This is a genomic window from Prevotella sp. S7 MS 2 (assembly GCF_000762865.1).
In the GTDB taxonomy this organism is placed as follows: domain Bacteria; phylum Bacteroidota; class Bacteroidia; order Bacteroidales; family Bacteroidaceae; genus Prevotella.
On sequence record NZ_JRPT01000056.1, the window covers coordinates 1 to 25,386 of the forward strand.

Sequence of the window (25,386 nt, forward strand, 5' to 3'; positions counted from 1 at the left end):
CGTTTCGTTATTGATTGCTGTTTTCTGAATTAACCGAAGTTATCGAACATAATAGATTCCGGTTCTACACCGATACTATCAAGCATGTCTTGTACGGCCTTACTCATCGGGCCGGGACCACACATATAGTATTCTATATCTTCGGGCGCTTCATGGTCTTTCAAGTAGGTGTTGTACATCACTTGGTGTACAAAACCGGCCGTATAAGCCACTCCTGCTTCGTCGGCCTTAGGATCTGGACGGTCTAGCGCCAAATGGAAATGGAAATTAGGATATTCCTTTTCCAATTCATGGAAATCTTCTAAGAAGAATGCTTCGCTCAAAGAACGCGCACCATAGAAATAATGCATCTCGCGGTCGCGGGTGTGGAGCGTCTTCAACATGTACATAATCTGTGAGCGTAGAGGAGCCATTCCGGCACCACCACCAACCCAAATCATCTCTTTTCCGGAGTCTAAAATAGGATGGAAATCACCATAAGGGCCACTCATCGTCACCTTATCACCCGGCTTTAAAGAGAAGATATAACTCGATGCAATACCCGTCGGTACATCTTGGAAACCTACCTGTGGACGTGGAAGGAATGGTGTGCTGGCAATACGCACCGTCAAAGTGATGATGTCTCCCTCATCAGGATAGTTGGCCATAGAGTATGCACGTACCGTATCTTCAGGGTTATGAGCCTTCAATGACAGAATATTGAAATTCTTCCAAGCGGAAAGATACTCTTCGCCAATATCATTTTTATCAAAATCCTTATCGTAATCAATGACGTCGTAAGCAGGAATTCTAATCTGCGAATAGGAACCGGGAATGAAGTCCATATGCTCTCCAGGGGGTAATGCCACCTTAAATTCCTTGATAAATGAGCTGACATTCTTGTTACTAATGACCGTACACTCCCACTCTTTTACGCCAAGAACGCTCTCTGGTACTTTAATCTTCAAGTCGCCTTTGACCTTACATTGGCATCCAAGTCGCCAATGTTCTTTCACTTCTTTGCGACTGAAGTGAGGACGTTCGGAGTCTAATATCTCTCCACCACCCTCTGTAACACGTACACGGCACTGACCGCAACTACCTTTTCCACCACAAGCAGAAGAAAGATGTATGCCATTTTGAGTTAGTGTAGAAAGCAACGAACTTCCTTGTTCTACATTGAGAGTCTTCTCATCATTAACAACAAGATTTACGTTTCCACTTGGACTAAGATACTTTTTAGCCACAAGTAGTACGACTACCAGCAGTAGGATAATCGCCAAGAATACGAGTATACTTATTAATATAAACTGTCCCATATCTTATATTATATTTTTAGACCAGAGAAGCACATCATGGCCATAGCCATGAGTCCCACTGTAATAAATGTAATACCAAGTCCCTGTAGAGGCTTTGGCACATCACTATACTGCATTTTCTCACGAATAGCGCCCATACTCACGATAGACAGCGTCCATCCAATACCACTACCTATAGCATAAGCAATACTATCCCAAATACTCCCAATATACTGTGTGTTGCTTGGATCAAGGTTGATACGCTGCTGCATGAAGAGAGAAGCTCCCATAATAGCACAGTTTACTGCTATCAAAGGTAAGAAGATACCCAACGCAGAGTAGAGAGATGGACTAAACTTCTCGACCGTCATCTCAACCAATTGAGTAATACCTGCAATGACTGCTATAAAGAGAATGAAACTCAAATAAGACAAATCCACACCCTCTATCAAACAATCGGGACCTAAAACCTTCGTTTGGAGCAGGTAATCCACCGGTACCGTAACTAGCAATACAAAGGTAACGGCAAGTCCTAATCCCAAACTCGTCTTCACATTCTTACTTACAGCAAGGAATGAACACATACCAAGGAAGAATGCGAAAATCATATTATCCACAAATATGGACCTAAAGAAAAGACTAATAATATGTTCCATCTTAATTATTTCTCTTTATAAAAGTAAGCACGGTGTATCCAAATCACACACCCGACAAGTAATAATGCCATAGCAGGCATGGTCATCATACCATTATTAATATATCCTGCGTCGTACACTCCTTGGGGTATTAACTGGAATCCTAGCAAGGAACCGCGTCCCAAAAGTTCACGAAAGAAACCTACCACAACAAGAATCAAAGCATAACCTAAGCCATTTCCTAAACCATCTAAAAAACTTGGCCAAGGTTTATTCGTCATGGCGAAGGCCTCAAGTCGGCCCATCAGAATACAGTTGGTAATGATAAGACCTACATAAACGGACAACTGGACACTCACATCATAGGCTACTGCCTTCAACAATTGACTTACAATAGTTACCAAAGCTGCTACTACAACCAACTGTACAATAATTCTTATTCGCATCGGAATCGTATTACGAATAAGTGAGATTATCACGTTGCTAAATGCAGTAATAACCGTTACAGCCAATCCCATAACTATAGAAGGCTTCAATTGACTTGTTACAGCAAGAGCACTACATATTCCCAACACCTGAACCATGATAGGATTATCTAGGTTCAGAGGATTGATAAATGTCTCTTTATTTTGTTTTGAGAATAATGCCATATTATTTATCCTTTAAAAATTTAAGATATTGTCCCAAACAAGTGTGGAGCATCTCTGTCACACCATTTGATGTCAGAGTTGCACCGGTGACGCCATCAACTTCTCTCTGAGGGTCTTCTACCTTTTTGCTAACAGTAATTGCGATGGCAACTCCATCTTTCCCAAATATTTTTTTGCCTTGGAATTGAGCCTGCCAAGCTCTACTATCTTTGATTTCAGCACCAAGTCCAGCTGTCTCACTCTCATGGTTGAAGTAAGCACCAAATATAGTTTCCTTGTCGGCATTTAAAGAAATGTACCCGCTGATAGGTCCCCAAAGTCCCATACCATATACTGGAATGATATATTTCTCTTCACCATTGACTTTACAAATATACAGAGCGAGACGACCTTCTTTAGTATCTTTACTATTCAATTTGAACCCGGTGTTTTCTCCACCTTGTTCTCCGGGTGCTAAGACCTCTCCATTTGGATTGATAATCTCATCTGCCAATACCACCTCATGATATTTCTTGACAGCCTCTGCGTCATTGATGTCACGAATGTTAAGGGCATAGAGTAGTTGCTTTTTCTTATCTAAGGCAACGTTAGCATCTTGCGCCGGCTTCAATGCTTGAAACACAAATGCCAAAAGAAAGGCCACAACCACTACAATTACCATTGAATAGATAATCGTATATGAATTTGAATTTGTTTTCATTGTTCAATAATTATAATTTCAGTAGTGGCAATATTATTTGCTGGTACGCTTGGTACGCTTAGCAATATTTCGCTGTACTACACAGTAATCAATTGTTGGAGCAAACATATTCATCAGCAAGATAGCCAGCATCATACCTTCCGGATATCCGGGATTAAGCACACGTATAATAACAGCCATCGCTCCAATGATGAAACCATAAATATATTTACCGATTTCTGTTCGTGCACTTGTTACAGGGTCTGTAGCCATAAAAACTGCTCCAAATGCAAATCCACCTAAGATAAGATGTTCATACCAAGGAATATCAGTAGCACCACCAATATTAAATAAAGCTGCTACAATACCGCCACCGACAAATACACTACACATAATCTTCCAAGAAGCAATGCCTGTCCACAATAAGATAATGGCGCCAATAGCTATTGCTATAATAGAAGTTTCGCCTATTGAACCGGGGATAAAACCTACAAACATGTCGTTGAGACTTGCAGTTGGAATAATATTCTGGCCTAATTGACCAAGGGGTGTCGCTGCCGTGAAACCGTCAGGAAGCGTATTGCCTAAACCGAATATGGAATTTTTAGCTATCCAGACACTGTCACCACTCATTGTTTGGGGATAAGAGAAGAATAAAAATGCACGAGTTACAAGTGCAACATTGAAAATATTCATTCCCGTACCACCAAATATCTCTTTAGCAAATATGACAGAGAAAGCTATTGCAATAACCAAAATCCAAATAGGAGTGGTTACAGGAATAATCAATGGAATTAAGATACCAGTCACAAGATAACCCTCTTGTATCTCCTCTCCTTTCCATTGCGCCCAAGCAAACTCTATACCCAATCCTACTATATAAGAGATAATTACTTTTGGAAGTACAGCCAACATTCCGAAAGTAAATATTTCAGTAAATGAAGCTGTGGTCAATGTACCCGCAGCTAAATAATTTTGGTAGCCGACATTATACATTCCGAAAAGTAAAGCGGGCAATAAAGAAATCACCACTATACTCATGATTCTCTTTGAATCTATTGAGTCGTGAATCGAAACGCCAGTCTTTGAAGTTTCGTTTGGAACATATAGGAAAGTCTCGAAGCCTTCAAAAACGCTCTTAAATGCGTGCAACTTCCCTCCCTCTTCAAAGTTTGGTCTGATTCTATCTATGTATTTTTTTAAACTCATAATAAATATAACTACGTTTTATACCTTAAGCATTTTCTTTACGTAGGATATCTAGTCCATTACGTACGATTTGCTGTAGGGGCAATTTTGAGCTATCGACAAATTCAGCCAAAGCAAAATCTTCTGGACTTACTTCATAAATACCTAGCTGTTCTTGCTTATCAATATCACCCGCAATAATAGATTTAATAAGGAATTCAGCCATAATATCCATTGGCAACACCTTATCATACTCTCCACTCATAATCATGTGACGCTCTCCACCTTTGATTCGAGCATCCAATTTATAAGCTTTCTTCTTCCCTTGCAACCAAGAGAAATAGCTGCGATTGACAGAGAATTGAGAGATTCTCGGTAAAATCCATCCGAACATTTCATTTACATTGTCACCTTCGGGAATAGCAGTTACTTCTGATGTATGCGCTCCAAGGAAATCATCTAATAACGCTTTACGCCCTGTCAAAGGATTACCATTAATAATACGCACATTATCTATAGTTTTCAACTTATCTTTGAGCAAATCCTTAAGTGGAGTTCCCACCAAAGTTTTAACATAATCCGGTTCATGAATCTTACTTCCGGCAATAGCTATTGTACGTGTTAAATCTACTTTACCTGTTGTAAACAAGCGACCAATAAAGATAACTACAGATGGCTCTACCGTCCAAACCACTTCACCTTTATTCACCGGTGACAAATGATTCACTTGTATTCCGACATTACCAGCGGGACATGGGCCATCAAAGATTGTTACTTCAACATCTTTGGCATTTGTCAATGCATCACTCTTTTGATTGGCTCCAATTCCCAAATATGTTTTTTGAATCTTCGATAAGGCAGTAAGTCCGGTTTGAAAGGCAGATTCATTACCTTCTAACTCAACCTCGAAATCTGCGGCCAAAGGCATATCACGCAAAGCAGATACAAAAATAGCTTTAGGTTCTACATCCTCTGTTGTTGACACTGCATACGGCAATTGGTTGATGAAACCAAAGAGACCGGCTTCTAACAAAGACTGTTTAACGCTTTCTGCATCAAGGCTATTCACATCTTTTACACCGAAATCTATAAATTGCTGTTCTGCATCTGCCTTTACATTCACGCTAAGGACTTTTCTACGATCACCTCGCACAATAGCTTCTACAGTACCACTAACTGGAGAAGCAAACTTAATCGAAGGATGTTTTTTATTCACAAACAAGCCTTCTCCTGCTTTAACATGGTCACCTTCTTTGACGATTACCTTCGGCTGTAAGCCTATGAAATCATTTGGGACAAGCGCATATACATCGCTCATTCCTTGACTTCTTGTTACAGTCTTGGCCTTGCCTTGCAGGTTAATGTCTAAGCCCTTACGTAACTTAATTACATTTGCCATAATTATATTTAAACTGATAAATATTGTTTTTGTACATTCACAAAAATAAACACAAGTGCAAATATACTAAAAAGCGGACACTTAAAACAAGAAAAGACAGCTTTTATTTCTATGTCAGGCAAAAAACGACTAAATTTGCGTCATTAATTCATAGAGAGCGAATAAAACGTAAATACAAACATATCATAAATGGGAGTATCTGGACATTTGTCAGTATATACTTCTTTACAATTGTATTGTTGCATATACCAGCAATACAGCGCTTTATTGGGTCGGAACTTAGCATTGCCGTTGGCAATAAATTAGGTACCAAAGTAGAAATAAAACGAGTAAACTTAGGTATATTTAATCGGGTAATTATCGACGGGATAGCAATTCAAGACCAGCATGGTGAGACTATGTTATCAGCCAGTCGGTTATCTGCCAAGTTCGATATACTCCCCCTTTTCCATGGTAAGCTCTCTATTTCTGCCGCTCAATTGTTTGGTACCTCTATCACCACATATAAACAAACCACTAATTCTAAGCCTAATTACCAATTTGTAATTGATTCTCTAGCATCAAAGGATACAACTCAACATTCAAAATTAGACTTAGCAATACACTCAATTATTATTAGACATGGTGCTTTTTCATATGACTTGCGAGAAGCAGTTACACTCTCTCGTACATTTAATACAAATCATATTGCCTTCCAAAATATCAGTGCACATCTTATATTAAACCAACTCACCAAAGAGCTGATAGATGTGAATTGTAAAAAGCTGTCACTCACAGAGAAATCAAGTTTGACGGTCAAAGGCCTGACTTTTAAGTTAACAGTAAACCAGCATGAAGCTAAACTATCCCATTTTCATCTGCAATTACCTCAATCTTCTATCAAGTTAGGAGAATGCCGTGCCAGTTTCAAAAAAGGTAAACATGGAATAGAAATGCCTTCATTGCAATTCATTGGTAGTATTGATAAATCTACCATAACACCTTGTGATTTAACGTTTTTATATAAATTATTCAAAGAAGCAAACAATCCAATAACACTTCAATCCTCTTTTTCTGGAACTAGTACATTTATTCGAATCAAAGATATTCATATAACAGGGAAAGACCTTACATTAAATACAAATGGTTCTTTAAGCAATTGGCAGTCCACTCCACGCTGGGTTGCTGCCGTACAAGAACTACGAATATCTGCTAATGGTATTAAGATGATAGCCGAAAGCCTAGGAACCAAATTCAACATCCCGGCAGAAATGACAAGATTAGGCAATATCCATTTCCAAGGTTTTCTTGGTGGATATGGGCAAGACCTTGCTCTAAAGGGAATATTAAAAACCGGTCAAGGTGTCGCTAATATAGCTTTAGGCAAGCATCTCAACAACTTTTCCGGACGTCTAGAGACAAAAGGTATCAACCTTGGTAAAATACTTAATAACAACAAATTAGGCGTCTTAGCATCAAGTATCAATATAGATGGGAAATTGCCTACAAAAGAACAATCTCCTCTATTGATTATTGCTAAAGGTTTTATCTCACGCTTTGACTACAACCAATACTCTTTCCAGAATATTCATCTAAATGGAAAATTTGTACAAGCTGCTAAAGGTATGCAGTTTAAAGGACTATTAAATGTTGACGACCCTAATGGACAATTGAGTTTACATGGTAATATCAGCAAAATTAATCAGGTATTAACAGCCCAATTAGAAGCTCATACTACTAATTTAAACCTAACGGCCATGCATTTGCCATCACCTTGGTCACAAGCTCTCATTAGCGGGAAAATTTCTAGTAATATAGTCGGTAAATCTCTCAATACAGCTACTGGCCAACTCGTCGTATCAAATCTTAATATCTCAAAGAGTGATGGTGATTTTATACTCAATGAGCTGCGAGTTAATACGGGATACCATGACAAAATCCATTACATGAATTTAACGAGTGATTTCGGGACACTTGCTATTCAGGGAAACTTTGATTATGCAACACTCTATCAAAGCATAACCAATCAAATAGGCAGTAAACTCCCCACCCTGCCCGGTCTTCCAAAAGTTACAAATAGCAAGTATAACAATTTTACTATCAACACTTCACTCTACAACTCAGAATGGTTGAAGACTCTTTTCAACGTTCCTTTGGAACTCCAAGATACAGTTTCGTTGAAGGGTTCAATTAATGACATTGATAAAAAGATCAATCTTATCTGCCAAGTTCCACACTTCACTTATGCAGACAAACAGTACGAAGACGCCTTCATTGAAGTAACTACGCCCAATGACACGTTGAAAGCCAACGCTAGATTGAAAATGCTAGACGACAAGGGAAACGGTTTCTATTGGAACCTCCAGTCTCATGCCGCCAACAACAAGCTGGGAGCAATTCTCTCATGGGACAATAAAAGGAAGAAATTATTTAGAGGACAATTGTCTACAGAGGCCGACTTCTTTAGAACTGATGGTGGTGTGTCTTCTGCCCATGTCAAGATACACCCATCAAATATTCTTGTCGGCGACACAATTTGGCATGTCCAGCCCAGTGATATCATTTATAGTAAGAACCATCTAACCGTTGATCATTTTGAAATATCCCACAACAAGCAGCATATCATTGTATCGGGGATAGCCACAAAAAGTATGGAGGATTTCCTAACAGTAGACTTGCAAGATGTCAATGTCAACTACATTTTGAATTTAGTCAACTTCCATGCTGTAGATTTTAGTGGTCTTGCTACCGGCCAAGCTTACGTTACATCAGTTTTTACTGAGCCCAAAGCTCACGCTAATCTACGCGTCAACGAATTCCGATTTGAGAATGGCCGCATGGGTACACTCTTTGCCCATGTAAACTATAATCACCAAGAAGGACAAATAAACATAGATGCTCAAGCGCTTGATGAAACCGACAAGCAAACCATTATCAAAGGTTATGTATCGCCCAAAAAGAATTATATAGATTTAGGTATAGCTGCCGATAACACCAGACTAGAATTCTTAGAGAGTTTTTGTGGGACATTCATGAACAATATAACAGCAACCGCAAATGGTAAAGTGCGACTGTTTGGCCCCCTGAACAACATCAATCTGACCGGGCAACTAGTTGCTTCGGGCAATGTACACATGCTAAGTCTCAATACAGATTATACATTAAAGAACGATACAGTAACACTTATTCCCGACCATATCATCTTAAAGCATGATACAATCTACGATCGAAACCATAACATCGGTATCGTTCACGGCACCATCAACCATGAACATCTGACCAATCTAACGTATAATATCAATGTAGATGCAAGGAACCTATTAGCCTACGATACTCATGAATTTGGGGGAAATACGTTTTATGGAACGGCTTACACAACCGGTACATGCTCTATTACTGGCCGCAGTGGCGAAGTAGTCATTGATGTCAATGCCACGCCGGAGAAAGGGAGTCAATTCGTTTATAACGTGGCAAGTCCGGCAGCTATATCTTCTCAGGAATTCATCAAGTGGTCTGACAGAGATACTATTGCGACAGATTCTATCCAGCACCTTCACTTACGAGCTGAGCAAGACCTACAGAATGAAGACGACACTCCTGATATTCCTACAGATATACGTATCAAGTTTCTCATCAACATGACCCCTGACGCTATCATCAGACTCATCATGGACCAACAAACCGGTGACTATATTGATTTGAAAGGCACAGGAGGAATCAGTGCCACATATTATAATAAGGGCTCGTTCGACATGTTTGGCAATTATGTGGTATCCGATGGCCTCTATAAACTTACTATCCAAAACGTCATTAAAAAAGATTTTACATTCCAACAAGGCGGAACTATCAGTTTTGGTGGCGACCCTTATGCCGCACGCCTAAACCTCAATGCCTTATATCCAGTAGTAGGTGTCAGTCTGAGTGACTTGAAGATAGGACGTAGTTTCTCGAGCAATAACATACGCGTCAATTGTCTTATGAATATTAGCGGTACTCCTAGTGCTCCTAAAGTCGACTTTACACTAGATTTACCTACTGTCAGTTCCGATGTTAAACAGATGGTATTCAGTATTATAAATAGTGAAGAAGAGATGAAACAGCAAGTATTATATCTGCTAGCTGTAGGTCGCTTCTACACCCAAGGTACCAACAATGCCACATCTGAATTGTCGGCTCAGCAAAGCCAGACAAGCTTGGCTATGCAGAGTCTATTAAGCGGTACGCTGAGCCAACAAATCAATAATGTTCTGAAAAATGTCGTTAATAATTCTAATTGGAACTTCGGGGCAAACATCTCTACCGGCGATGAAGGATTGAATAATGCAGAATATGAAGGATTATTCAGTGGTCAGCTACTCAACAATCGCCTACTCTTTAATGGACAGATGGGCTATCGCGACAATGCAAAGACCGCCACTTCAAGCTTCATCGGGGACTTTGATTTACGTTATCTGATATTTCCTAATGGCAACTTTGCCATCCGAGTGTACAATCAGACCAACGATCGATACTTTATTAAGAACACACTGAACACACAAGGAGTCGGAATTATCCTGAAAAAAGACTTCACTAATTGGCGCGACCTTTTCCGTTTCCGTAGCAAAAAGAGATTAAAGAAAGAAGTCGATAAGAATAATAAATAATACTGCAACGCTTTGGCAGCATTATTGTATAAGCCATTCAGCAAAACTGCCAAAGCACAACAGTATCGCTGTTAAGCCTTGGCAGTAACTCAATACTATTTTCTATACTTCCAGATATGTATCACCTTTCTAACGATTGCAATATGGTTGAAAGTCGATATACCTACAAATAGCACAATACCTACAACCAATGCAGGCCACACTCCCCTATCATCCATATTAGGAAATAGCGCTTCTATAACATCCATATAGTAAAGACGAACGGCATACAAAATAATCCAAGCCAAAATTAGAACTCCAAAATTCAATACCAATGTCAGCCATCTGTATGGCCATGCCACTTGCATAGGGCTATACCCTATCAACAGTAAATTTTCTAATTTCTCAGAATTCTTTTGTACCAATAGGTAGATGCTCAACATAAGGATATAAAAACTAAGAGCACTAATAATTAGACCGATGGCTACAACCATTGCTACAAGTAGTCGCAAGAAGTAAGTAGTCTTCTCCGCATTGAGTTTATCATTCTCCTGCTCATATCCTTTCCTATCCAGATACTTTGTAAAATGTTCGTCCGATGGGTTCTTAACAGTTACTATTAGGCGTGTAGGAGCAGTCGATTGCTGAGGCGCATACCGCTGATTACTCCAATCCATGAACGACTGCGGTACTAATATTGATGACAAACGGCTAGAGAATCCTATTACTTTGCCCTTATAAATATCAGTATATCCATTACCACGTATGTTGATATAAAAGTCTATCAGCCCCACCAATCCTTCACTGATTTTGGGCAGCGAATGGCTCTGTGCAAATCCAAAATTGTACATCGTAAGATATACTTTCGGCAGGATAATCGGAATAACCTTGCTTCCCGGAGTATATTTCCAAGCACTTAAAGGCACTTCGACAAATTGATTAGGAATGCTCTCAAAGGATATTTCACCATTATTCAGAACGCTTGTCCCATTGACAGACATATTGGCATCAGCTTTATACTCTGCACTTGTAAAGGTTCCTAAGTCGGTAATGAAGTCTTGATTTTCCAAGTCTTCTACTTCAGCATCACTGAAATTGCTGGCTTTTGCACTTAATGTATTACCTGCTCCTATTTTCTTATTAATAACCAGAAAGCCCGAACGCATGAAGCTATCTTCTGCTGTGAGTACCGAAGATATATCATGATAAAATTGAAAACCTAACAGAACGATGGTCATTCCAAACAGGTTTGCAAAGAAAAAACCGGCAAACTGCGGAATGCTGATATGTTGTCTTAGTAACTTCCAAACAAGTTTCATAATCTCAAAACTCTTTCGTAATTCATATCCATATGCTTTCCAATACTGGTAACAATAATACCCGCGCCTTGCTTCTTAGCTTCTTCTAACATAATTTCAGCCATAATTGTCGAATTCTTGTCATCAAGATGACTGATAGGTTCGTCTGCCAATAAGAAATCAAATGGCTGAACCAAAGCTCTTATAAAGGCTACACGCTGTTGTTGACCAAAAGACATAAGCCCAACTTTAGTATTCATCTTGTCTACAATTCCAAGACGTTCGAACCAATCATGAATTTGGGCATCTGTCTTAAAAGCGGTAATATGATTCTTGATTTCTACATTTTCATAAGCAGTAAGTTCTGGAAAGAGTCTCAATTCTTGAAACAAATGGCTTACATGACATTTCCTTTGCTCTACCCAATCTTTCTTTTTAAAGTCACTGATAGACCGATTATCAAAAGAAATTTCACCAGTATAATCATGCCGGTAGCCAACTATATAGCTGCAGAAGGTGCTTTTTCCTTTACCACTTTCTGATTCTAGGAGGTATAAATGTCCCTTTTGAAATTCTACATCCTGCTTCCACACATCAGAATGAATGTCACTTCTGTTAGTAAAAACTTGTGGCAAGACATTGCTAAACTTGATTTTTTCCATCGGTTATTTGATTCTATAAACGAGTTGGCTAACCTTTCCAAAGATAGGACTGATAAAATCCCCAACCATATTACCCTTTTCTGTCCCAATATGATTAAGGTTGACCATCATGACAAAGCGTTGTCCGGCAAACAACTGTTGGTCATTTCTTGTCGGTCTATTCTCTTGATTAGCGATGGTAGATAAAGCCTTTTCTGGTGTACTACCACTATAGAATTGCTTATCAGGCGTTACTCCAAAGTAGAAATCAGCCTTTCCATCAGAAAAATGGAATGCATCTTTCTGCCAATCGACGATGCTACTGCCTGCTGGACAAGACTGTTTCCAATAATCAACATCGGCTAACCATTTTGTATGAGCTAGTTGGGCTACTAATGAGATGCCTTGACTTGCCTTATCATTCCTCCCTATCAAAGTCATTTCACCATCAATGCTCCTTAATATATTATTCATGTCTATTGCCGAATTAATTCCGGAAAGTAGTACTTGGAATCCCTTGTTATTCTGCAAAACAGGTAAATAGGCTTCTCCATTCACATCCATAAAGATGCCAATAGCATCTTCGGGATGCATGGTATTCGCATATGTGCCTTTGATTGGGCGATAAATAGCCAATGCGTTTTGTAAGGACTCATTCACCTTACGATTAAATGCAAACGGCTTCCCATCAAAGAATAAACATTCTCCATGCTTCTCTACATTTGCACAAATATAAACTCTTGACGCATCAGCACCTTTAGGTATACCGATAGTCAGAGGGGCTACCAACTGTTCAGGCAAGGCATCTGCCCGTGCCACCATGCACATGGGAGCTTCCAGTGAATCGATTTTCTCGTAGATTTTACTACTCAAGATACCTTCATCCTCATCTTGATTCAAATATTTTACCATCTGTTGTCGCATTTGACTTTGGCCAGATACCGTAACAGGTCCCATTATCAAAAGCGATTTATCAGAATAACCTACGAGCCAAGAATCTCTCAACACAGCAAAATTATAATCTCTGAAAGATTGTACTTTGCTACATACTCCTTGCTCGTTTAAATTGTCCAATGTTTTTAGAAAATCGTCCTTATCTCGCATTTTCATGCATGCCCCTAAATTCCCATCAGGCGATTCAAACAGCAGGATACGTTGTGAAAGGTCTATCCCCGTCTTGTCTAATTTCTTCAAGTGAAGAAGTGACTTTAAAACAATAACATTATCAATGCCACTCATCTTGGCAGGATTAATAGCTATTAAAGCTTTTGATTCTGCTGGAACAGGATTCAAATAGCTACTATCCGAACAAGATAATAGCAAATTCACTAATAATACTCCTATGATAATCCTAAAATGTTTCATACTTCTAAATTTCTTTTAGTCAATTGCGACATCATAACAGCATACAGTCCGGCCGTTTCCGTCCGTAGCCGACTATTCCCCAATGATATAGGACTATAACCATTGTCCATAGCAAACTTCACCTCGTCAATAGAGAAGTCGCCCTCTGGCCCTATCAATACTGTAATATCCTCATTCGCATCTGTTTGCTGTAAAATATTAAAGAAATCTTCTCTTTCTATTTCTGGGTAACAATGTGCTATAAATTTAAGCCCTTTGCGAGGAGAGGTTATAAACTCTTCAAACGAAGATAGTTCATTGATAGTAGGCATCATGGACTTCCTACTCTGCTTAACAGCCGAAACCATAATTTTTTCAAGCCTGTCTATACGCAAGACTTTACGCTCAGAAAACTTGCATTGTAAAAAAGAAAAATGGTCAATACCTACTTCGCAAGCTTTCTCAACCATCCACTCCATACGGTCAATATTCTTTGTTGGTGCAATAGCTAGATGTATACTTCCATACCAACCTTTAGGTTGAGAAATCATATCAAGTATTCGGAATAAACATCTTTTCGATGTTGTCAAAGTTACTTCTGCCTGATAGAAATTACCAACTCCGTCTAATAACCATAATTGGTCGCCTGTTTTAAGGCGCAATACGCGTATTGCGTGTTGGGCTTCATCTAATGGTAACTCTTCCGTTTCGGGAAGAGTCGATACATAAAAAAAATGAGATTCTTTCATTATTTATTTGAATCATCAGTTATATCGGTACGCCTTTTCAACTCTTCGCTAAGATTAGAGGCGAGTTTATAATCCTCATCGCGAATAGCACGCTCTAATGCTTCCTTAAGCATAGGAGTACTAATGACATTCACAGGGAGTGCCACTCCATTTCCATTGGGATTGTATGGCACCCTTTGGCGCTCCCAAAGATTAGTATCTATATTGATAGGAAGTCTAGCCATATAAGCCAAAAGGACTCCATCTGTAGCTCTTATAGCATATTGGTCTAATGTCTCCACATTATTCAATACGGTCATATACTGTCCATCCACAACATCTAATATTAACAATTCAAAGGCATTGGATTGATCGGAACTGATGATATTCCATAAAACGGCAGGCAACATACGCTCCGACATCTTGCCTTTTGTGAAATAAAGGTCGAAGAGTTGCATGTCATATCGTTCACATGTTATTGACAACAGATATTCTTCGGCCTTATCTACCAAGACAAGAAGTCCTTTATCTTTTGTTCCAATTATCTCCGATATGTTTTTAAAGATAATTTCAGTCTTATTCATGTACCTCCTTCGGCTGCGGTTTAAAAATCAAAGCAAAGCATACACCAACCAACAATGCATAGCCGGCAAAAATCAACCAACAAGATTGCCAATCACCGACAATAAATACTTCATCAAACTTCTTTAGTTCATGTGTAAAATGATCGACCACAGCCTGTGCCGATAAAGTTCCTATCGTAGCCCCAATTCCATTAGTCATGAGCATAAAAAGTCCTTGGGCGCTCGAACGGAGTGCCGGATCTGTAGACTTATCGACAAATAGCGAGCCCGAAATATTAAAGAAGTCGAAAGCCACTCCATAAACTATCATGGACAAAACAAACATCCATACACCATTGCCGGGATTTCCATACGCAAAAAGACCAAAGCGCAAAACCCAAGCAAACATGGCTATAAGCATAACATTTTTGATTCCATACTTCTTCATGAAGAACGGAATGAGAAGAATACAGCATGTTTCGCTAATCTGTGAAAGAGAAATAAGCATATTAGCATGGCTTACCCCGAAAGTATCTGCATATAAATCCATCGGTTTAAAGCTGTGGATAAAAGGATTGGCAAAGCCGTTGGTTATCTGCAAACTTACACCAAGCAACATTGAGAAGATAAAGAAGATAGCCATCTTACGCTGCTTGAACAAAGTAAATGCACGTAATCCAAAGGCATCGACCAAGCTTTTCTTATCATCACCTTTACTAACAGGGCAAGCAGGCAATGAAAATGTATATAGGAATAAGATTAGACTAAATACGCCCGATGTTACAAATTGGTACTGATTGGATTGGAACCCCATTAAATCTACCAACCACATCGTACAAATAAATCCGATAGTTCCAAAGATACGTATGGGAGGGAAAGCTTTTACAGTATCCATATTTGCCTGCGTTAAGGCAGAATATGCAACAGAATTGCTTAATGCCAAGGTTGGCATGTAAAACGCAACACTCAAGGAATATAATAAAAAAACGTGATTTTGTGTGGTAGCAACACTCAACATCAAAGCTCCGGCAATCAAGTGACAAAATCCCAATAAGCGTTGGGCAGGTATCCATCTATCAGCAATAATACCTATCAATGCAGGCATAAATATAGAAACAACACCTTGTATTGCATAAAACCACCCTATGCTTTGAGCCATCCCAATATTTACGAGATAGGTTCCCATGGAAGTCAGATAAGCCCCCCACACTGCGAACTCCAAAAAGTTCATCAGTGCCAAACGTATTTTTAAATTCATCTGTGTTATTGATTTACTTTGTTGCAAAGATAAGGTAAATCAACCAATTACAATAAGAATAAAACAAAAAAAATTGATTGTCTCACGACAACCAATCTTTATTAACCTTAATAATCTAATACCATGAAAAACACAGTGCAAATATAGACTATATCTTTTAATATATCAAAGTATAGTGCAGTTATATGTATGTTTTATAACATAACTTAATAAACTTAGACAGTCTATTAAACTTCGTTGACAAGAACATGCGTTTCTAACAATATGTACCTATTTTATATACGATATCTAGTAACCGATAAGAAGTTCACATCAGCAGTAACCATCACTTTAGTAAAACATTCATTATAATTTGGTCAAACTCTGCCTGATGATGTACCCCTACTATCATTTGCGGTTGTCCGGTTTTAGGTATCATGAGAAAAGTCGGTATCGACTGTATACCAAACTGTGTAGCAAGCTCTTGCTCTTTATCTATATCAATCTGATAAACATTGATACGTCCTTTATATTTGGTTGCAAGCTGTTCCAAAATGGGAGACATCATTTTGCAAGGCCCGCACCATGTCGCATAAAAATCTATAATTGCTGGCTTGTCACCTTTAAACTTCCATTGTTTATCGTTCTCATAATCCATGACTTTATTCTTGAATTCTTGAGCGGTTAGACTTTGTACAGCTTTCTCAGAATTCTCTTTCGACTCTACTTGCTGTGCTACATTTTTTACCGAACGAGGGGAGGTATTACAACCAACAAATGTAAACGCTACAGCCATTATTATTAATACAATTTTTGTTTTCATTTATTTGAATCCTTTCATTTAGATTGATAATTCTTTAAATTCATAAAGGCAAAGATAGCTGTAATTCTATTTAGAATTAGGAAGTTAATCCTTTTTAAATAGGATTTTATAAAGAATTGAATAATAAGAAGGTTATCTGTTTGCGGAAACAGCAAAAATGTAATGTAGAGATTACAAATTTGAGACTCTATTCTTTGTACATTTATATTTTTACGCTATATTTGCAAAAGAATTACATGAGAGTGCAAACTTGACGCGTTTGACCTTATAATATAAAACGAATAATAAAAACAATAATTAAATAACCCCATTTTAACATGACTAAAAAAAGAGTTTACACTTTTGGTAATGGAAAAGCTGAAGGTAAGGCGGACATGAGGAACCTGCTTGGTGGTAAAGGTGCCAACTTGGCAGAAATGAACTTAATTGGTATTCCTGTCCCTCCCGGATTCACAATTACCACTGATGTTTGTAATGAATACTTTGAAAAAGGCCGAGAAGCTGTTGTTGAACTACTAAAAGCAGAAGTAGAACAATCTGTTCATCACATAGAATCATTGATGAACTCTAAATTTGGTGATCCTCAAAATCCTTTATTGGTCAGTGTCCGTTCTGGTGCTCGTGCATCTATGCCCGGCATGATGGATACGATCTTGAATTTGGGACTCAATGACGAAGTGGTTGAAGGGCTTGCCAAGAAAACTCAAAATGAACGTTTTGCATACGACAGCTATCGTCGCTTTGTCCAAATGTATGGTGATGTTGTATTAGGCATGAAGCCTGTAAACAAGGAAGACATCGACCCATTCGAAGCTATTATCATGGATGTAAAACGTCAACGTGGTATCACTCTGGATAATGAATTAACCGTTGAAGAGCTGAAGCAATTGGTAGAATTGTTTAAATTTGCCATCAAACAGCGTACTGGCAAAGATTTCCCAACAGATCCAATGGCTCAATTATGGGGTGCTATCTGTGCTGTATTTGATAGTTGGATGAATGAAAGAGCAATTCTTTACCGTAAGATGGAGGGAATTCCTCAAGAATGGGGTACGGCCGTTTCTGTTATGGCTATGGTGTTCGGAAACATGGGCGATACTAGTGCCACCGGTGTATGTTTTAGCCGTGATGCAGCTACAGGAGAGAATGTATTCAATGGAGAATATCTAGTAAATGCACAAGGAGAAGATGTGGTTGCAGGTATCAGAACTCCTCAACAGATTACTTTGGCGGGTTCTAAAAATTGGGCAAAACTTCAGGACATTGATGAAGAGACTAGAGCCACGAAGTATCCTTCGATGGAAGAGACAATGCCTGAAATCTATGCTCAGCTAAATACCATCCAAGAGAAGTTGGAAAAACATTACCATGACATGCAAGATATGGAATTTACTGTTCAAGAAGGTAAATTATGGTTCTTGCAAACAAGAAATGGCAAACGTACAGGTATGGCAATGGTTAAAATAGCCATGGATCTTTTGAAAGAGGGTGAGATTGATGAGAAAACAGCTTTGCAGCGTTGTGAGCCCATTAAGCTGGACGAACTCTTACATCCGGTCTTCGACAAGTTGTCTCTAGCTCAAGCCAAGGTGTTAACACGAGGATTACCAGCGTCTCCGGGTGCTGCCTGTGGACAAATTGTATTCTTTGCAGACGATGCTGCTAGATGGAGCGCAGAGGGACATAAGATTATTATGGTTAGAATAGAAACCAGCCCCGAAGATTTAGCAGGAATGAGTGCTGCAGAAGGAATTCTCACTGCTCGCGGAGGTATGACAAGCCATGCTGCCGTCGTAGCTCGCGGAATGGGTAAATGTTGTGTATCTGGTGCCGGTGGCATCAATATCGATTATAAAGAGCGCACATTAGAGATTGATGGTATCACTTTGCGCGAAGGTGATTACATTTCACTAAACGGAAGTACAGGTGAGGTATATTTAGGTGAAGTTCAGACAAAGCCTGCAGAAATCACAGGTGATTTTGCGAATTTGATGGCGTTGTGCAATAAATATACGAAATTGGTTGTTCGTACCAATGCCGACACCCCACATGATGCTGAGATTGCTAGACAGTTTGGTGCAGTAGGTATTGGTCTGTGCCGTACAGAGCACATGTTCTTCGAGAATGAAAAGATCAAAGTTATGCGTGAGATGATTTTGGCTGAGAACACTGAAGGACGTGAGAAAGCACTTGAAAAACTTCTTCCTTTCCAAAAACAAGATTTCTATGGCATCTTAAAAGCTATGGATGGTTGTCCGGTTAATATCCGCTTACTTGATCCTCCATTGCACGAATTCGTACCTCACGATATTGAAGGACAAAAGATTATGGCCGAAGAGATGGGAGTTTCTGTACAGACGATACAACAACGTGTCAACTCCCTCAGCGAACATAATCCTATGTTAGGACATCGTGGTTGTCGCCTTGGAAACACTTATCCTGAAATTACAGCGATGCAGACTCGTGCTATCCTTGGTGCTGCAATCCAACTAAAACGAGAAGGCTTGGATCCTCATCCAGAAATTATGGTTCCCTTGATCGGTATAGTAAATGAATTCGATGAGCAAGAAAGGGTTATTCGTAAAGTGGCTAAGGAGTTATTTGAGCAAGAGAATGTAGAAGTTCCATTCAAAGTTGGAACTATGATTGAGATTCCGCGAGCAGCTTTAACAGCTGAAACCATCGCAACGAAGGCTGAATACTTTAGCTTTGGTACGAACGACTTGACACAAATGACATTCGGTTATAGCCGTGATGACATCGCCACATTCTTACCGGTCTACTTAGATAAGAAAATATTGAAAGTAGATCCATTCCAAGTATTAGATCAAGTCGGTGTTGGCCAACTCATTGATATGGCAGTTCAAAAGGGACGTAATACCCGTCCTGAACTGAAATGTGGTATTTGTGGTGAACATGGTGGTGAACCATCCTCTGTTAAATTCTGCCATCGCGTAGGACTCGATTATGTTAGCTGTTCTCCCTATAGAGTGCCTATTGCAAGACTTTCGGCGGCGCAGGCAGCAGTGGAAGAAGCATAAAGAAAGAAAGAACTAAATAAAAGTTGAGCGGAAACCTTTTGAACTTAAAAGGAATCTCCGCCCAACTTTATATACACCATCCAAACCCGCAATGCAGAGAAAAAATCTACAGAAAAAGCAAACAAATCTTTGGCTATATCAAAAAAATACTCTATCTTTGCATCCGCAATTAACAAGGTACCTTGGCCGATCGGTTAGGTAACGGTCTGCAAAACCGTGTAGAGCAGTTCGACTCTGCTAGGTACCTCTACAAAGAGTGAAGAATTATCTTCACTCTTTGTATTTTTATTGGTTAATACACATACAAAAAAGACTCAGCAAGATTCTATCTTTTGAGCCTAAATATTATCTATGAAATGCTTTTTCCCCTATTGTACCAATGCTTCACATAATTTACGCTGCAACACACGCGCATCTAACACTGACATATCTGTATCCATAATAGCAAAAGCAAGAAGATGCCCATTACTACCAATACAATATCCTGCAAGCGAACTGATACCATAAGGATGAGAAAGAGTTCCAGTCTTGGCCCTCACCTTTCCTCTTAATTTAGAACTGGACATTTCTCTACGCAGTGTACCATCAACACCTGCAATAGACAATTGATTGTATAACATACGGAAAATAGATTTGTGTTGATAACCATAGCGTAATATTGCTGTGAGAGCGACTGGTGAAAGATGATTATGAGTACATAATCCACAACCATCGTGAACAACTAATGTCGAATCATGTAGTTGTAATGTATCTTTTAAAAAGGTCTTTAAATATTGTACACCTGCGATAGTTGGTTCTATATCAGGATTCACACGATGTCCAATAGTGTAGAGCATAGATGTAGCTTGCGTGTTAGAACTATTCTTCCACATGCGTCGCGTCACTCTGTCTATTGAACGATAAAAGCGAAAAATACAATGAAATTTCTTGGAAATCTTTGCTATAACAAATTGATTATCGGCCACTTGGATTCCATAGAAACGAAGTGAAGACTTAAAGTCACGTATAACACGTGGTGCTCCTTTGTAAAGAATACTATAGTGTGAAAAACTTAAATCCCAAGGATACCAATGCTTCTCACTCTGTACTGGCTTATGAAGTAATAAATCCAAACGAATTTTACCACTGATTTTTTTAATACCACGCCGTTTTAGCTCTTTAGCGAACATTGTGAAATCAGTTCCTTGCAACTGTGGATCTAAATCCGCTCGAAAACCTAAATCACCGTGTAGTATTCCATCACTTACAGTTCCACATGTGTACAAAGATGTTGTATATAGATATTTAGTACCCAGCAATTGCAACCCGGCAACCCCACTAAGTAGCTTCAAGCATGAAGCTGAAGATTGTGCTACATTCTCATTCACTCCGTAGACAGGCTTATCTGCTGTAAGATCATAAACAAAAAAGCCAAAATTTCCTTTTGCCCGCGGCTTCGCTGCAAATTCTACGAGTCGCTCATACAGAGCATTATCAATTTCGACATTCTCTGATACTAGGCTTTGTCTTTTTTCTTTCGTTCTGTTATCATTTCCACATGCATAGAATAAAAATATTACAACCAATACTACAATTACATGCAAGGGAGAATATAACCTATTATCAATAATCCTTCTACTCATTTAACCTTCTACAACTTAATTTTTTTCTTTACCCCTTTACTCTCATTGCTCATGCGATCTAAAGACGTTACAACATAGACGTATTTCTCCATACCTTTGTCATAGGGCAATTTATAAAAGGTGTTATCGGTTATCGTTACAATACAATTAGGATTCTCTATGTCTATTTTCTCATCTTTTTTAAAACGATAGATAACATATTTGGTCACAACATCATACCATTTCTTCGCTTTAGGCGCTTTCCAAAATAGAATATAACCATCGCTCGTCCACACCGGCTTCACCTTTTTAGGTTTCTTTGGTGCTTTATCATCAATAAATGTCATTTGAGGTTGGAGTGCAGGATTTCTCCAATAATGTTCACGCAACATTGTACCATAGTTACCCATATTATCTGTAACAGCTTTAGCATACCACAAGACAGTTCCTTTTACATTCTGCATTTGTTTATGGAGTTCAAACTTTGCGGTTTGCTGATTTTTTTGTGGATTAGTTAAATCCGGAGTACTAACAGAGCGCTCTACACTCTCACCGATATAAAGAGGCCTATGAGAAGCATGTCGATTCCACCAGCGAATAAGAGTAGCATAATCTGCTGTAGGATGACCAATCTGCCAGTATAACTGTGGAACAGAATAATCTACCCAGCCATTATTAACCCATAAAAGGACATCAGCATACAAATCATCATAGTTCTGTAATCCCCTAGTCTCACTTCCTATCAGTGGAGCATTTGCCTTATTTCTATATATACCAAACGGTGAGACTCCAAACTTGACCCAAGGTTTTACAGAATGAATAGAATCAGACAACTGCTTAATAAATAGATTCACATTATATCTTCGCCAGTCATCACGATTGTTAATACCATTTCTACTTTCGGCATATTCTTTATCATCAGGAATCATAGAACCAGCTACAGGATACGGATAGAAATAATCATCAATATGGAAGCCATCAATATCATAACGTTTTACAATATCGGTAGCTATGCGACATATAAATTCTCTATTCACGGCTTGTCCGGGATTCAATATAAATTGACCATCATATGAGAAGACACGCTCTGGGTGTAAAATAGCAATATGATTTGAAGCCAACGTTGATGTAGATTTTGTCTTCGCCCTAAAAGGGTTTATCCATGCATGTAATTCCATTCCACGCTTATGACATTCTTTTACCATCCATTCTAACGGGTCCCAAAAGGGCTGTGGCGCCAATCCTTGTTGGCCAGTCAAGAACCTACTCCAAGGTTCGTATGGGCTAGCATAAAGAGCATCGCATTCAGCCCTTACTTGAAAGATAATAGCATTAACCCCATCCCGTTGTAGTTCATTTAATTGGCTAGTTAGCATTTGTTTTATCCTTTGACTGCCTAGCCCCTGAAATTGGCCATTGACACACTGAATCCATGCTCCACGAAACTCACGTTTATTTTGAGCTTGACCAAAACATGGAATCAATAAAAGAAAAATCAAAAATAGAAATATTAAGCGTTTCATATTAAATAAGTGTAATGTACATATTTGGCTGAACAGTAAAATAACTGGTAGACAGATGGCAAAGTTAATAAAAAAACACCATTATTTTTTGTATTCGATTGCTTTTTATTAACTTTGGCCTAAATACAATTTGATGAAAACGCAATGGCTCTATATAATCTTACTGGCACTGTCATCTGCCAATGTATTTGCAAAAGCGCATTCTGATACGCTCTTGCTACACCGAGTTTTCTCATTTGCAGCAACTGTTGACACTACGAATATCAAGCCAAATACATCCTATACTTATACCAAATACTCATTAAATGTAAAACAACGTAACTTTATTTTATTAGCGGTTCCTACGATGTATGCTGTAGCACATGGAGAGAGCCGAAAGTATATAGGTGAGACCTTAGAACAAATTACTTCACAAAATATTGAGAGATACTCAACCCGCAATCTGCTAGATGTAACTACAGTACCCCATCATAAAAAGAGCATGTCTAACGTGCTGAAATATCTTACACCTCGACTTTATGCAGAGACAATGATTGGTGACAACCTATTATCTCCTTTTAATTATTATAATCGACGATATTATAAATATTCCATTGCATTTATGAAAAATGGAATAGCAAACCTACACTTCAAGCCACGACTGAAGAACACACAACTGATAAAAGGTCAAGCACTTATAGATATTGAAACCGGCAGCATTATTAAAACGCTAATAAATGGTGAATACGATATGGTCAAATTCACCCTGAATTTAAATATGAATAGAAATGGAGCGTATGCATTAGTTCCAAAAGAAGCTATACTGACCTGTAATTTCTCTTTCTTGGGCAATAAAACCGATGGACACTTTCAAGCTGTATATGGCTTAACTCCACATTTTACGGATAGCATTGGTGATTCCCATGATTACCAGCTCATGGAAAAATTGCGCCCTATTCCTCTCTCTGCAGAAGAGCAAAATACGTATACAGAGTATTTCAACAAAATCAAAACAAGGACAATTCAACCAAAAACTACAAGTCCACTAAAAAAAATATTATGGGATATAATTGGTGACAATATTTTAAACCGAATTAGATCTAACTATGGAAAAGCAAACCAAGGATATTTTAGGATGGATCCCATCTTTAATCCTCTTTATATGGGATATGACGATAGACGCGGATTCATCTACAAACTTGATTTAAGAACAAACTATGATTTTGATTCCAATAGAGAGTTTTATATTCGCTTAAAATCGAGCTATTCATTTAAAAGACATCAATTCTATTTCAAACTTCCAACCGTATTTTATTATAATAAGCAGAAAAATGCTTATATAGAAATGCAGCTAGAAAACGGGAACTGGATTAGAAATGAACTTATAGAAAGTGAACTAGATAAAAAGAGAGTTAAATCTACCTATAGTGATTATAGCCGAAGTAAATATTTCAAGGACATGCATGTAAAAATCAAGAATAATCTTGATATTAATAAATACATAAGCTTTCAAGTTGGAATCTCTGCTCATAAGCGCTCAGCCATGGAACACGAAAGATATGAAGCCGCAGGATTACCATCTAACTATGTATCCGTAGCTCCAATGGCCGAAATTCAATGGCGTCCAAGAACTTGGAACGGGCCTTTGATAGCATTAGATTACGAACGCGGTATAAAGAATTTTCTTGGTGGAGATATTAATTATGAACGCTGGGAGTTAGATATGCAATGGATTAAACGTCTGACACGTCTCCAATCTCTACAAATGAGAATTGGTACCGGTTTATATACCAAGAAAGGTGAGTCCGCTTATTTCCTTGATTTTGAGAATTTTAGAGAGAACAATCTTCCCGGAGGTTGGAACGACGACTGGAGTGGCGAATTTGAATTACTAAACTCTAACATATATAATGCCTCTAAATGGTACGCAAGAACGAATTTTACATACGAAAGCCCATTACTATTTATTTCAAGACTTCCATTGGTTGGTCACTTTATAGAAATGGAACGTTTCTATCTTAGTGGTTTATGTGTGAAAACAATTCATCCATACATAGAAATGGGATATGGGTTTACAACAAGATTATTCTCCATCGGTATGTTCGTCAATAATGAAAATGGACGATTCAGAGATTTCGGATGTAAATTGGGTTTCGAATTATTTAGACACTGGTAGATT

18 protein-coding genes and 1 tRNA gene are annotated in these 25,386 nt (G+C 38.6%); 4 read left to right on the forward strand and 15 right to left on the reverse strand.

From position 1 onward, the window contains the following. Window positions 1–29: 29 nt before the first annotated feature. The 6 genes from nqrF to HMPREF0671_RS09185 are packed head-to-tail and all read right to left on the reverse strand — an operon-like array spanning window position 30 to window position 5,828. Window positions 30–1,298, reverse strand: coding sequence for an NADH:ubiquinone reductase (Na(+)-transporting) subunit F (nqrF, locus tag HMPREF0671_RS09160; protein WP_036899791.1), 1,269 nt, complete (start codon window positions 1,296–1,298; stop codon window positions 30–32). Between the two features lie 8 nt (window positions 1,299–1,306). Further along, window positions 1,307–1,933 carry an NADH:ubiquinone reductase (Na(+)-transporting) subunit E gene (gene nqrE, locus HMPREF0671_RS09165; RefSeq protein ID WP_036899793.1) on the reverse strand — a complete coding sequence of 209 codons (627 nt, stop codon included), beginning with the start codon at window positions 1,931–1,933 and terminating at the stop codon, window positions 1,307–1,309. Window positions 1,934–1,938: 5 nt separating this feature from the next. Next, window positions 1,939–2,562 (reverse strand): NADH:ubiquinone reductase (Na(+)-transporting) subunit D, encoded by a 624-nt coding sequence (locus HMPREF0671_RS09170; RefSeq protein WP_036899795.1) that lies wholly within the window; start codon window positions 2,560–2,562, stop codon window positions 1,939–1,941. A gap of 1 nt (window position 2,563) precedes the next feature. After that, on the reverse strand, window positions 2,564–3,262 hold the full coding sequence (gene nqrC / locus HMPREF0671_RS09175) for an NADH:ubiquinone reductase (Na(+)-transporting) subunit C (protein WP_036899796.1): 699 nt from the start codon (window positions 3,260–3,262) through the stop codon (window positions 2,564–2,566). Between the two features lie 33 nt (window positions 3,263–3,295). After that, window positions 3,296–4,450, reverse strand: coding sequence for an NADH:ubiquinone reductase (Na(+)-transporting) subunit B (locus HMPREF0671_RS09180; RefSeq protein ID WP_036899798.1), 1,155 nt, complete (start codon window positions 4,448–4,450; stop codon window positions 3,296–3,298). Between the two features lie 25 nt (window positions 4,451–4,475). Beyond that, complete coding sequence (locus HMPREF0671_RS09185) at window positions 4,476–5,828, reverse strand: Na(+)-translocating NADH-quinone reductase subunit A (RefSeq protein WP_036899800.1); 1,353 nt, start codon at window positions 5,826–5,828, stop codon at window positions 4,476–4,478. Between the two features lie 749 nt (window positions 5,829–6,577). Here HMPREF0671_RS09185 and HMPREF0671_RS09190 point away from each other — a divergent pair. After that, window positions 6,578–10,450, forward strand: coding sequence for a translocation/assembly module TamB domain-containing protein (locus HMPREF0671_RS09190; protein WP_232223191.1), 3,873 nt, complete (start codon window positions 6,578–6,580; stop codon window positions 10,448–10,450). A gap of 95 nt (window positions 10,451–10,545) precedes the next feature. On the opposite strand, the gene HMPREF0671_RS09195 is transcribed toward HMPREF0671_RS09190, so the two are convergent. The 7 genes from HMPREF0671_RS09195 to trxA form a co-directional block, all read right to left on the reverse strand. Beyond that, on the reverse strand, window positions 10,546–11,748 hold the full coding sequence (locus tag HMPREF0671_RS09195; protein ID WP_036899803.1) for a hypothetical protein: 1,203 nt from the start codon (window positions 11,746–11,748) through the stop codon (window positions 10,546–10,548). Continuing rightward, complete coding sequence (locus HMPREF0671_RS09200; RefSeq protein ID WP_036899806.1) at window positions 11,745–12,389, reverse strand: ATP-binding cassette domain-containing protein; 645 nt, start codon at window positions 12,387–12,389, stop codon at window positions 11,745–11,747. The genes HMPREF0671_RS09195 and HMPREF0671_RS09200 overlap by 4 nt, the downstream gene beginning before the upstream one ends. A 3-nt stretch (window positions 12,390–12,392) precedes the next feature. Next, entirely contained in the window at window positions 12,393–13,733 is a 1,341-nt protein-coding gene (locus HMPREF0671_RS09205; protein ID WP_036899808.1) for a DUF4836 family protein, read from the reverse strand. Next, entirely contained in the window at window positions 13,730–14,461 is a 732-nt protein-coding gene (locus tag HMPREF0671_RS09210; protein WP_036899810.1) for a 16S rRNA (uracil(1498)-N(3))-methyltransferase, read from the reverse strand. The genes HMPREF0671_RS09205 and HMPREF0671_RS09210 overlap by 4 nt, the downstream gene beginning before the upstream one ends. Beyond that, window positions 14,461–15,024: a DUF151 domain-containing protein gene (locus tag HMPREF0671_RS09215; RefSeq protein WP_036899812.1), complete on the reverse strand. Its 564-nt coding sequence runs from the start codon at window positions 15,022–15,024 to the stop codon at window positions 14,461–14,463. Before HMPREF0671_RS09215 ends, HMPREF0671_RS09210 begins: the two co-directional genes overlap by 1 nt. After that, the gene (locus tag HMPREF0671_RS09220) at window positions 15,017–16,261 is read right to left on the reverse strand and encodes an MFS transporter (protein WP_036899814.1); all 1,245 of its coding nucleotides are present in this window, start codon (window positions 16,259–16,261) and stop codon (window positions 15,017–15,019) included. Before HMPREF0671_RS09220 ends, HMPREF0671_RS09215 begins: the two co-directional genes overlap by 8 nt. Window positions 16,262–16,586: 325 nt before the next feature. Beyond that, a complete protein-coding gene (gene trxA, locus HMPREF0671_RS09225; protein ID WP_036899817.1) occupies window positions 16,587–17,063 on the reverse strand; it encodes a thioredoxin in 477 nt (158 codons plus the stop codon). Window positions 17,064–17,380: 317 nt separating this feature from the next. On the opposite strand from trxA, the gene ppdK reads away from it, so the two are divergent. Beyond that, window positions 17,381–20,104, forward strand: a complete 2,724-nt coding sequence (ppdK, locus tag HMPREF0671_RS09230; RefSeq protein WP_036899819.1) for a pyruvate, phosphate dikinase — start codon at window positions 17,381–17,383, stop codon at window positions 20,102–20,104. 176 nt (window positions 20,105–20,280) lie between these two features. Further along, window positions 20,281–20,351, forward strand: a tRNA-Cys gene (locus HMPREF0671_RS12315). A gap of 121 nt (window positions 20,352–20,472) precedes the next feature. Here the strand turns inward: HMPREF0671_RS12315 and HMPREF0671_RS09235 are convergent. Next, on the reverse strand, window positions 20,473–21,726 hold the full coding sequence (locus HMPREF0671_RS09235; protein ID WP_052052973.1) for a D-alanyl-D-alanine carboxypeptidase/D-alanyl-D-alanine-endopeptidase: 1,254 nt from the start codon (window positions 21,724–21,726) through the stop codon (window positions 20,473–20,475). Between the two features lie 8 nt (window positions 21,727–21,734). Continuing rightward, window positions 21,735–23,228: a glycoside hydrolase family 10 protein gene (locus tag HMPREF0671_RS09240; protein WP_036899821.1), complete on the reverse strand. Its 1,494-nt coding sequence runs from the start codon at window positions 23,226–23,228 to the stop codon at window positions 21,735–21,737. A gap of 133 nt (window positions 23,229–23,361) precedes the next feature. On the opposite strand from HMPREF0671_RS09240, the gene HMPREF0671_RS09245 reads away from it, so the two are divergent. After that, window positions 23,362–25,383, forward strand: coding sequence for a DUF5686 family protein (locus HMPREF0671_RS09245; protein ID WP_036899823.1), 2,022 nt, complete (start codon window positions 23,362–23,364; stop codon window positions 25,381–25,383). The last annotated feature ends 3 nt before the right edge of the window (window positions 25,384–25,386 follow it).

Bases quoted from the DNA above. Each gene is read 5' to 3' on its own strand.
- nqrF (WP_036899791.1), bottom strand. From the start codon at position 1,298: ATGGGACAGTTTATATTAATAAGTATACTCGTATTCTTGGCGATTATC.
- nqrE (WP_036899793.1), bottom strand. From the start codon at position 1,933: ATGGAACATATTATTAGTCTTTTCTTTAGGTCCATATTTGTGGATAAT.
- HMPREF0671_RS09170 (WP_036899795.1), bottom strand. From the start codon at position 2,562: ATGGCATTATTCTCAAAACAAAATAAAGAGACATTTATCAATCCTCTG.
- nqrC (WP_036899796.1), bottom strand. From the start codon at position 3,262: ATGAAAACAAATTCAAATTCATATACGATTATCTATTCAATGGTAATT.
- HMPREF0671_RS09180 (WP_036899798.1), bottom strand. From the start codon at position 4,450: ATGAGTTTAAAAAAATACATAGATAGAATCAGACCAAACTTTGAAGAG.
- HMPREF0671_RS09185 (WP_036899800.1), bottom strand. From the start codon at position 5,828: ATGGCAAATGTAATTAAGTTACGTAAGGGCTTAGACATTAACCTGCAA.
- HMPREF0671_RS09195 (WP_036899803.1), bottom strand. From the start codon at position 11,748: ATGAAACTTGTTTGGAAGTTACTAAGACAACATATCAGCATTCCGCAG.
- HMPREF0671_RS09200 (WP_036899806.1), bottom strand. From the start codon at position 12,389: ATGGAAAAAATCAAGTTTAGCAATGTCTTGCCACAAGTTTTTACTAAC.
- HMPREF0671_RS09205 (WP_036899808.1), bottom strand. From the start codon at position 13,733: ATGAAACATTTTAGGATTATCATAGGAGTATTATTAGTGAATTTGCTA.
- HMPREF0671_RS09210 (WP_036899810.1), bottom strand. From the start codon at position 14,461: ATGAAAGAATCTCATTTTTTTTATGTATCGACTCTTCCCGAAACGGAA.
- HMPREF0671_RS09215 (WP_036899812.1), bottom strand. From the start codon at position 15,024: ATGAATAAGACTGAAATTATCTTTAAAAACATATCGGAGATAATTGGA.
- HMPREF0671_RS09220 (WP_036899814.1), bottom strand. From the start codon at position 16,261: ATGAATTTAAAAATACGTTTGGCACTGATGAACTTTTTGGAGTTCGCA.
- trxA (WP_036899817.1), bottom strand. From the start codon at position 17,063: ATGAAAACAAAAATTGTATTAATAATAATGGCTGTAGCGTTTACATTT.
- ppdK (WP_036899819.1), top strand. From the start codon at position 17,381: ATGACTAAAAAAAGAGTTTACACTTTTGGTAATGGAAAAGCTGAAGGT.
- HMPREF0671_RS09235 (WP_052052973.1), bottom strand. From the start codon at position 21,726: ATGAGTAGAAGGATTATTGATAATAGGTTATATTCTCCCTTGCATGTA.
- HMPREF0671_RS09240 (WP_036899821.1), bottom strand. From the start codon at position 23,228: ATGAAACGCTTAATATTTCTATTTTTGATTTTTCTTTTATTGATTCCA.
- HMPREF0671_RS09245 (WP_036899823.1), top strand. From the start codon at position 23,362: ATGAAAACGCAATGGCTCTATATAATCTTACTGGCACTGTCATCTGCC.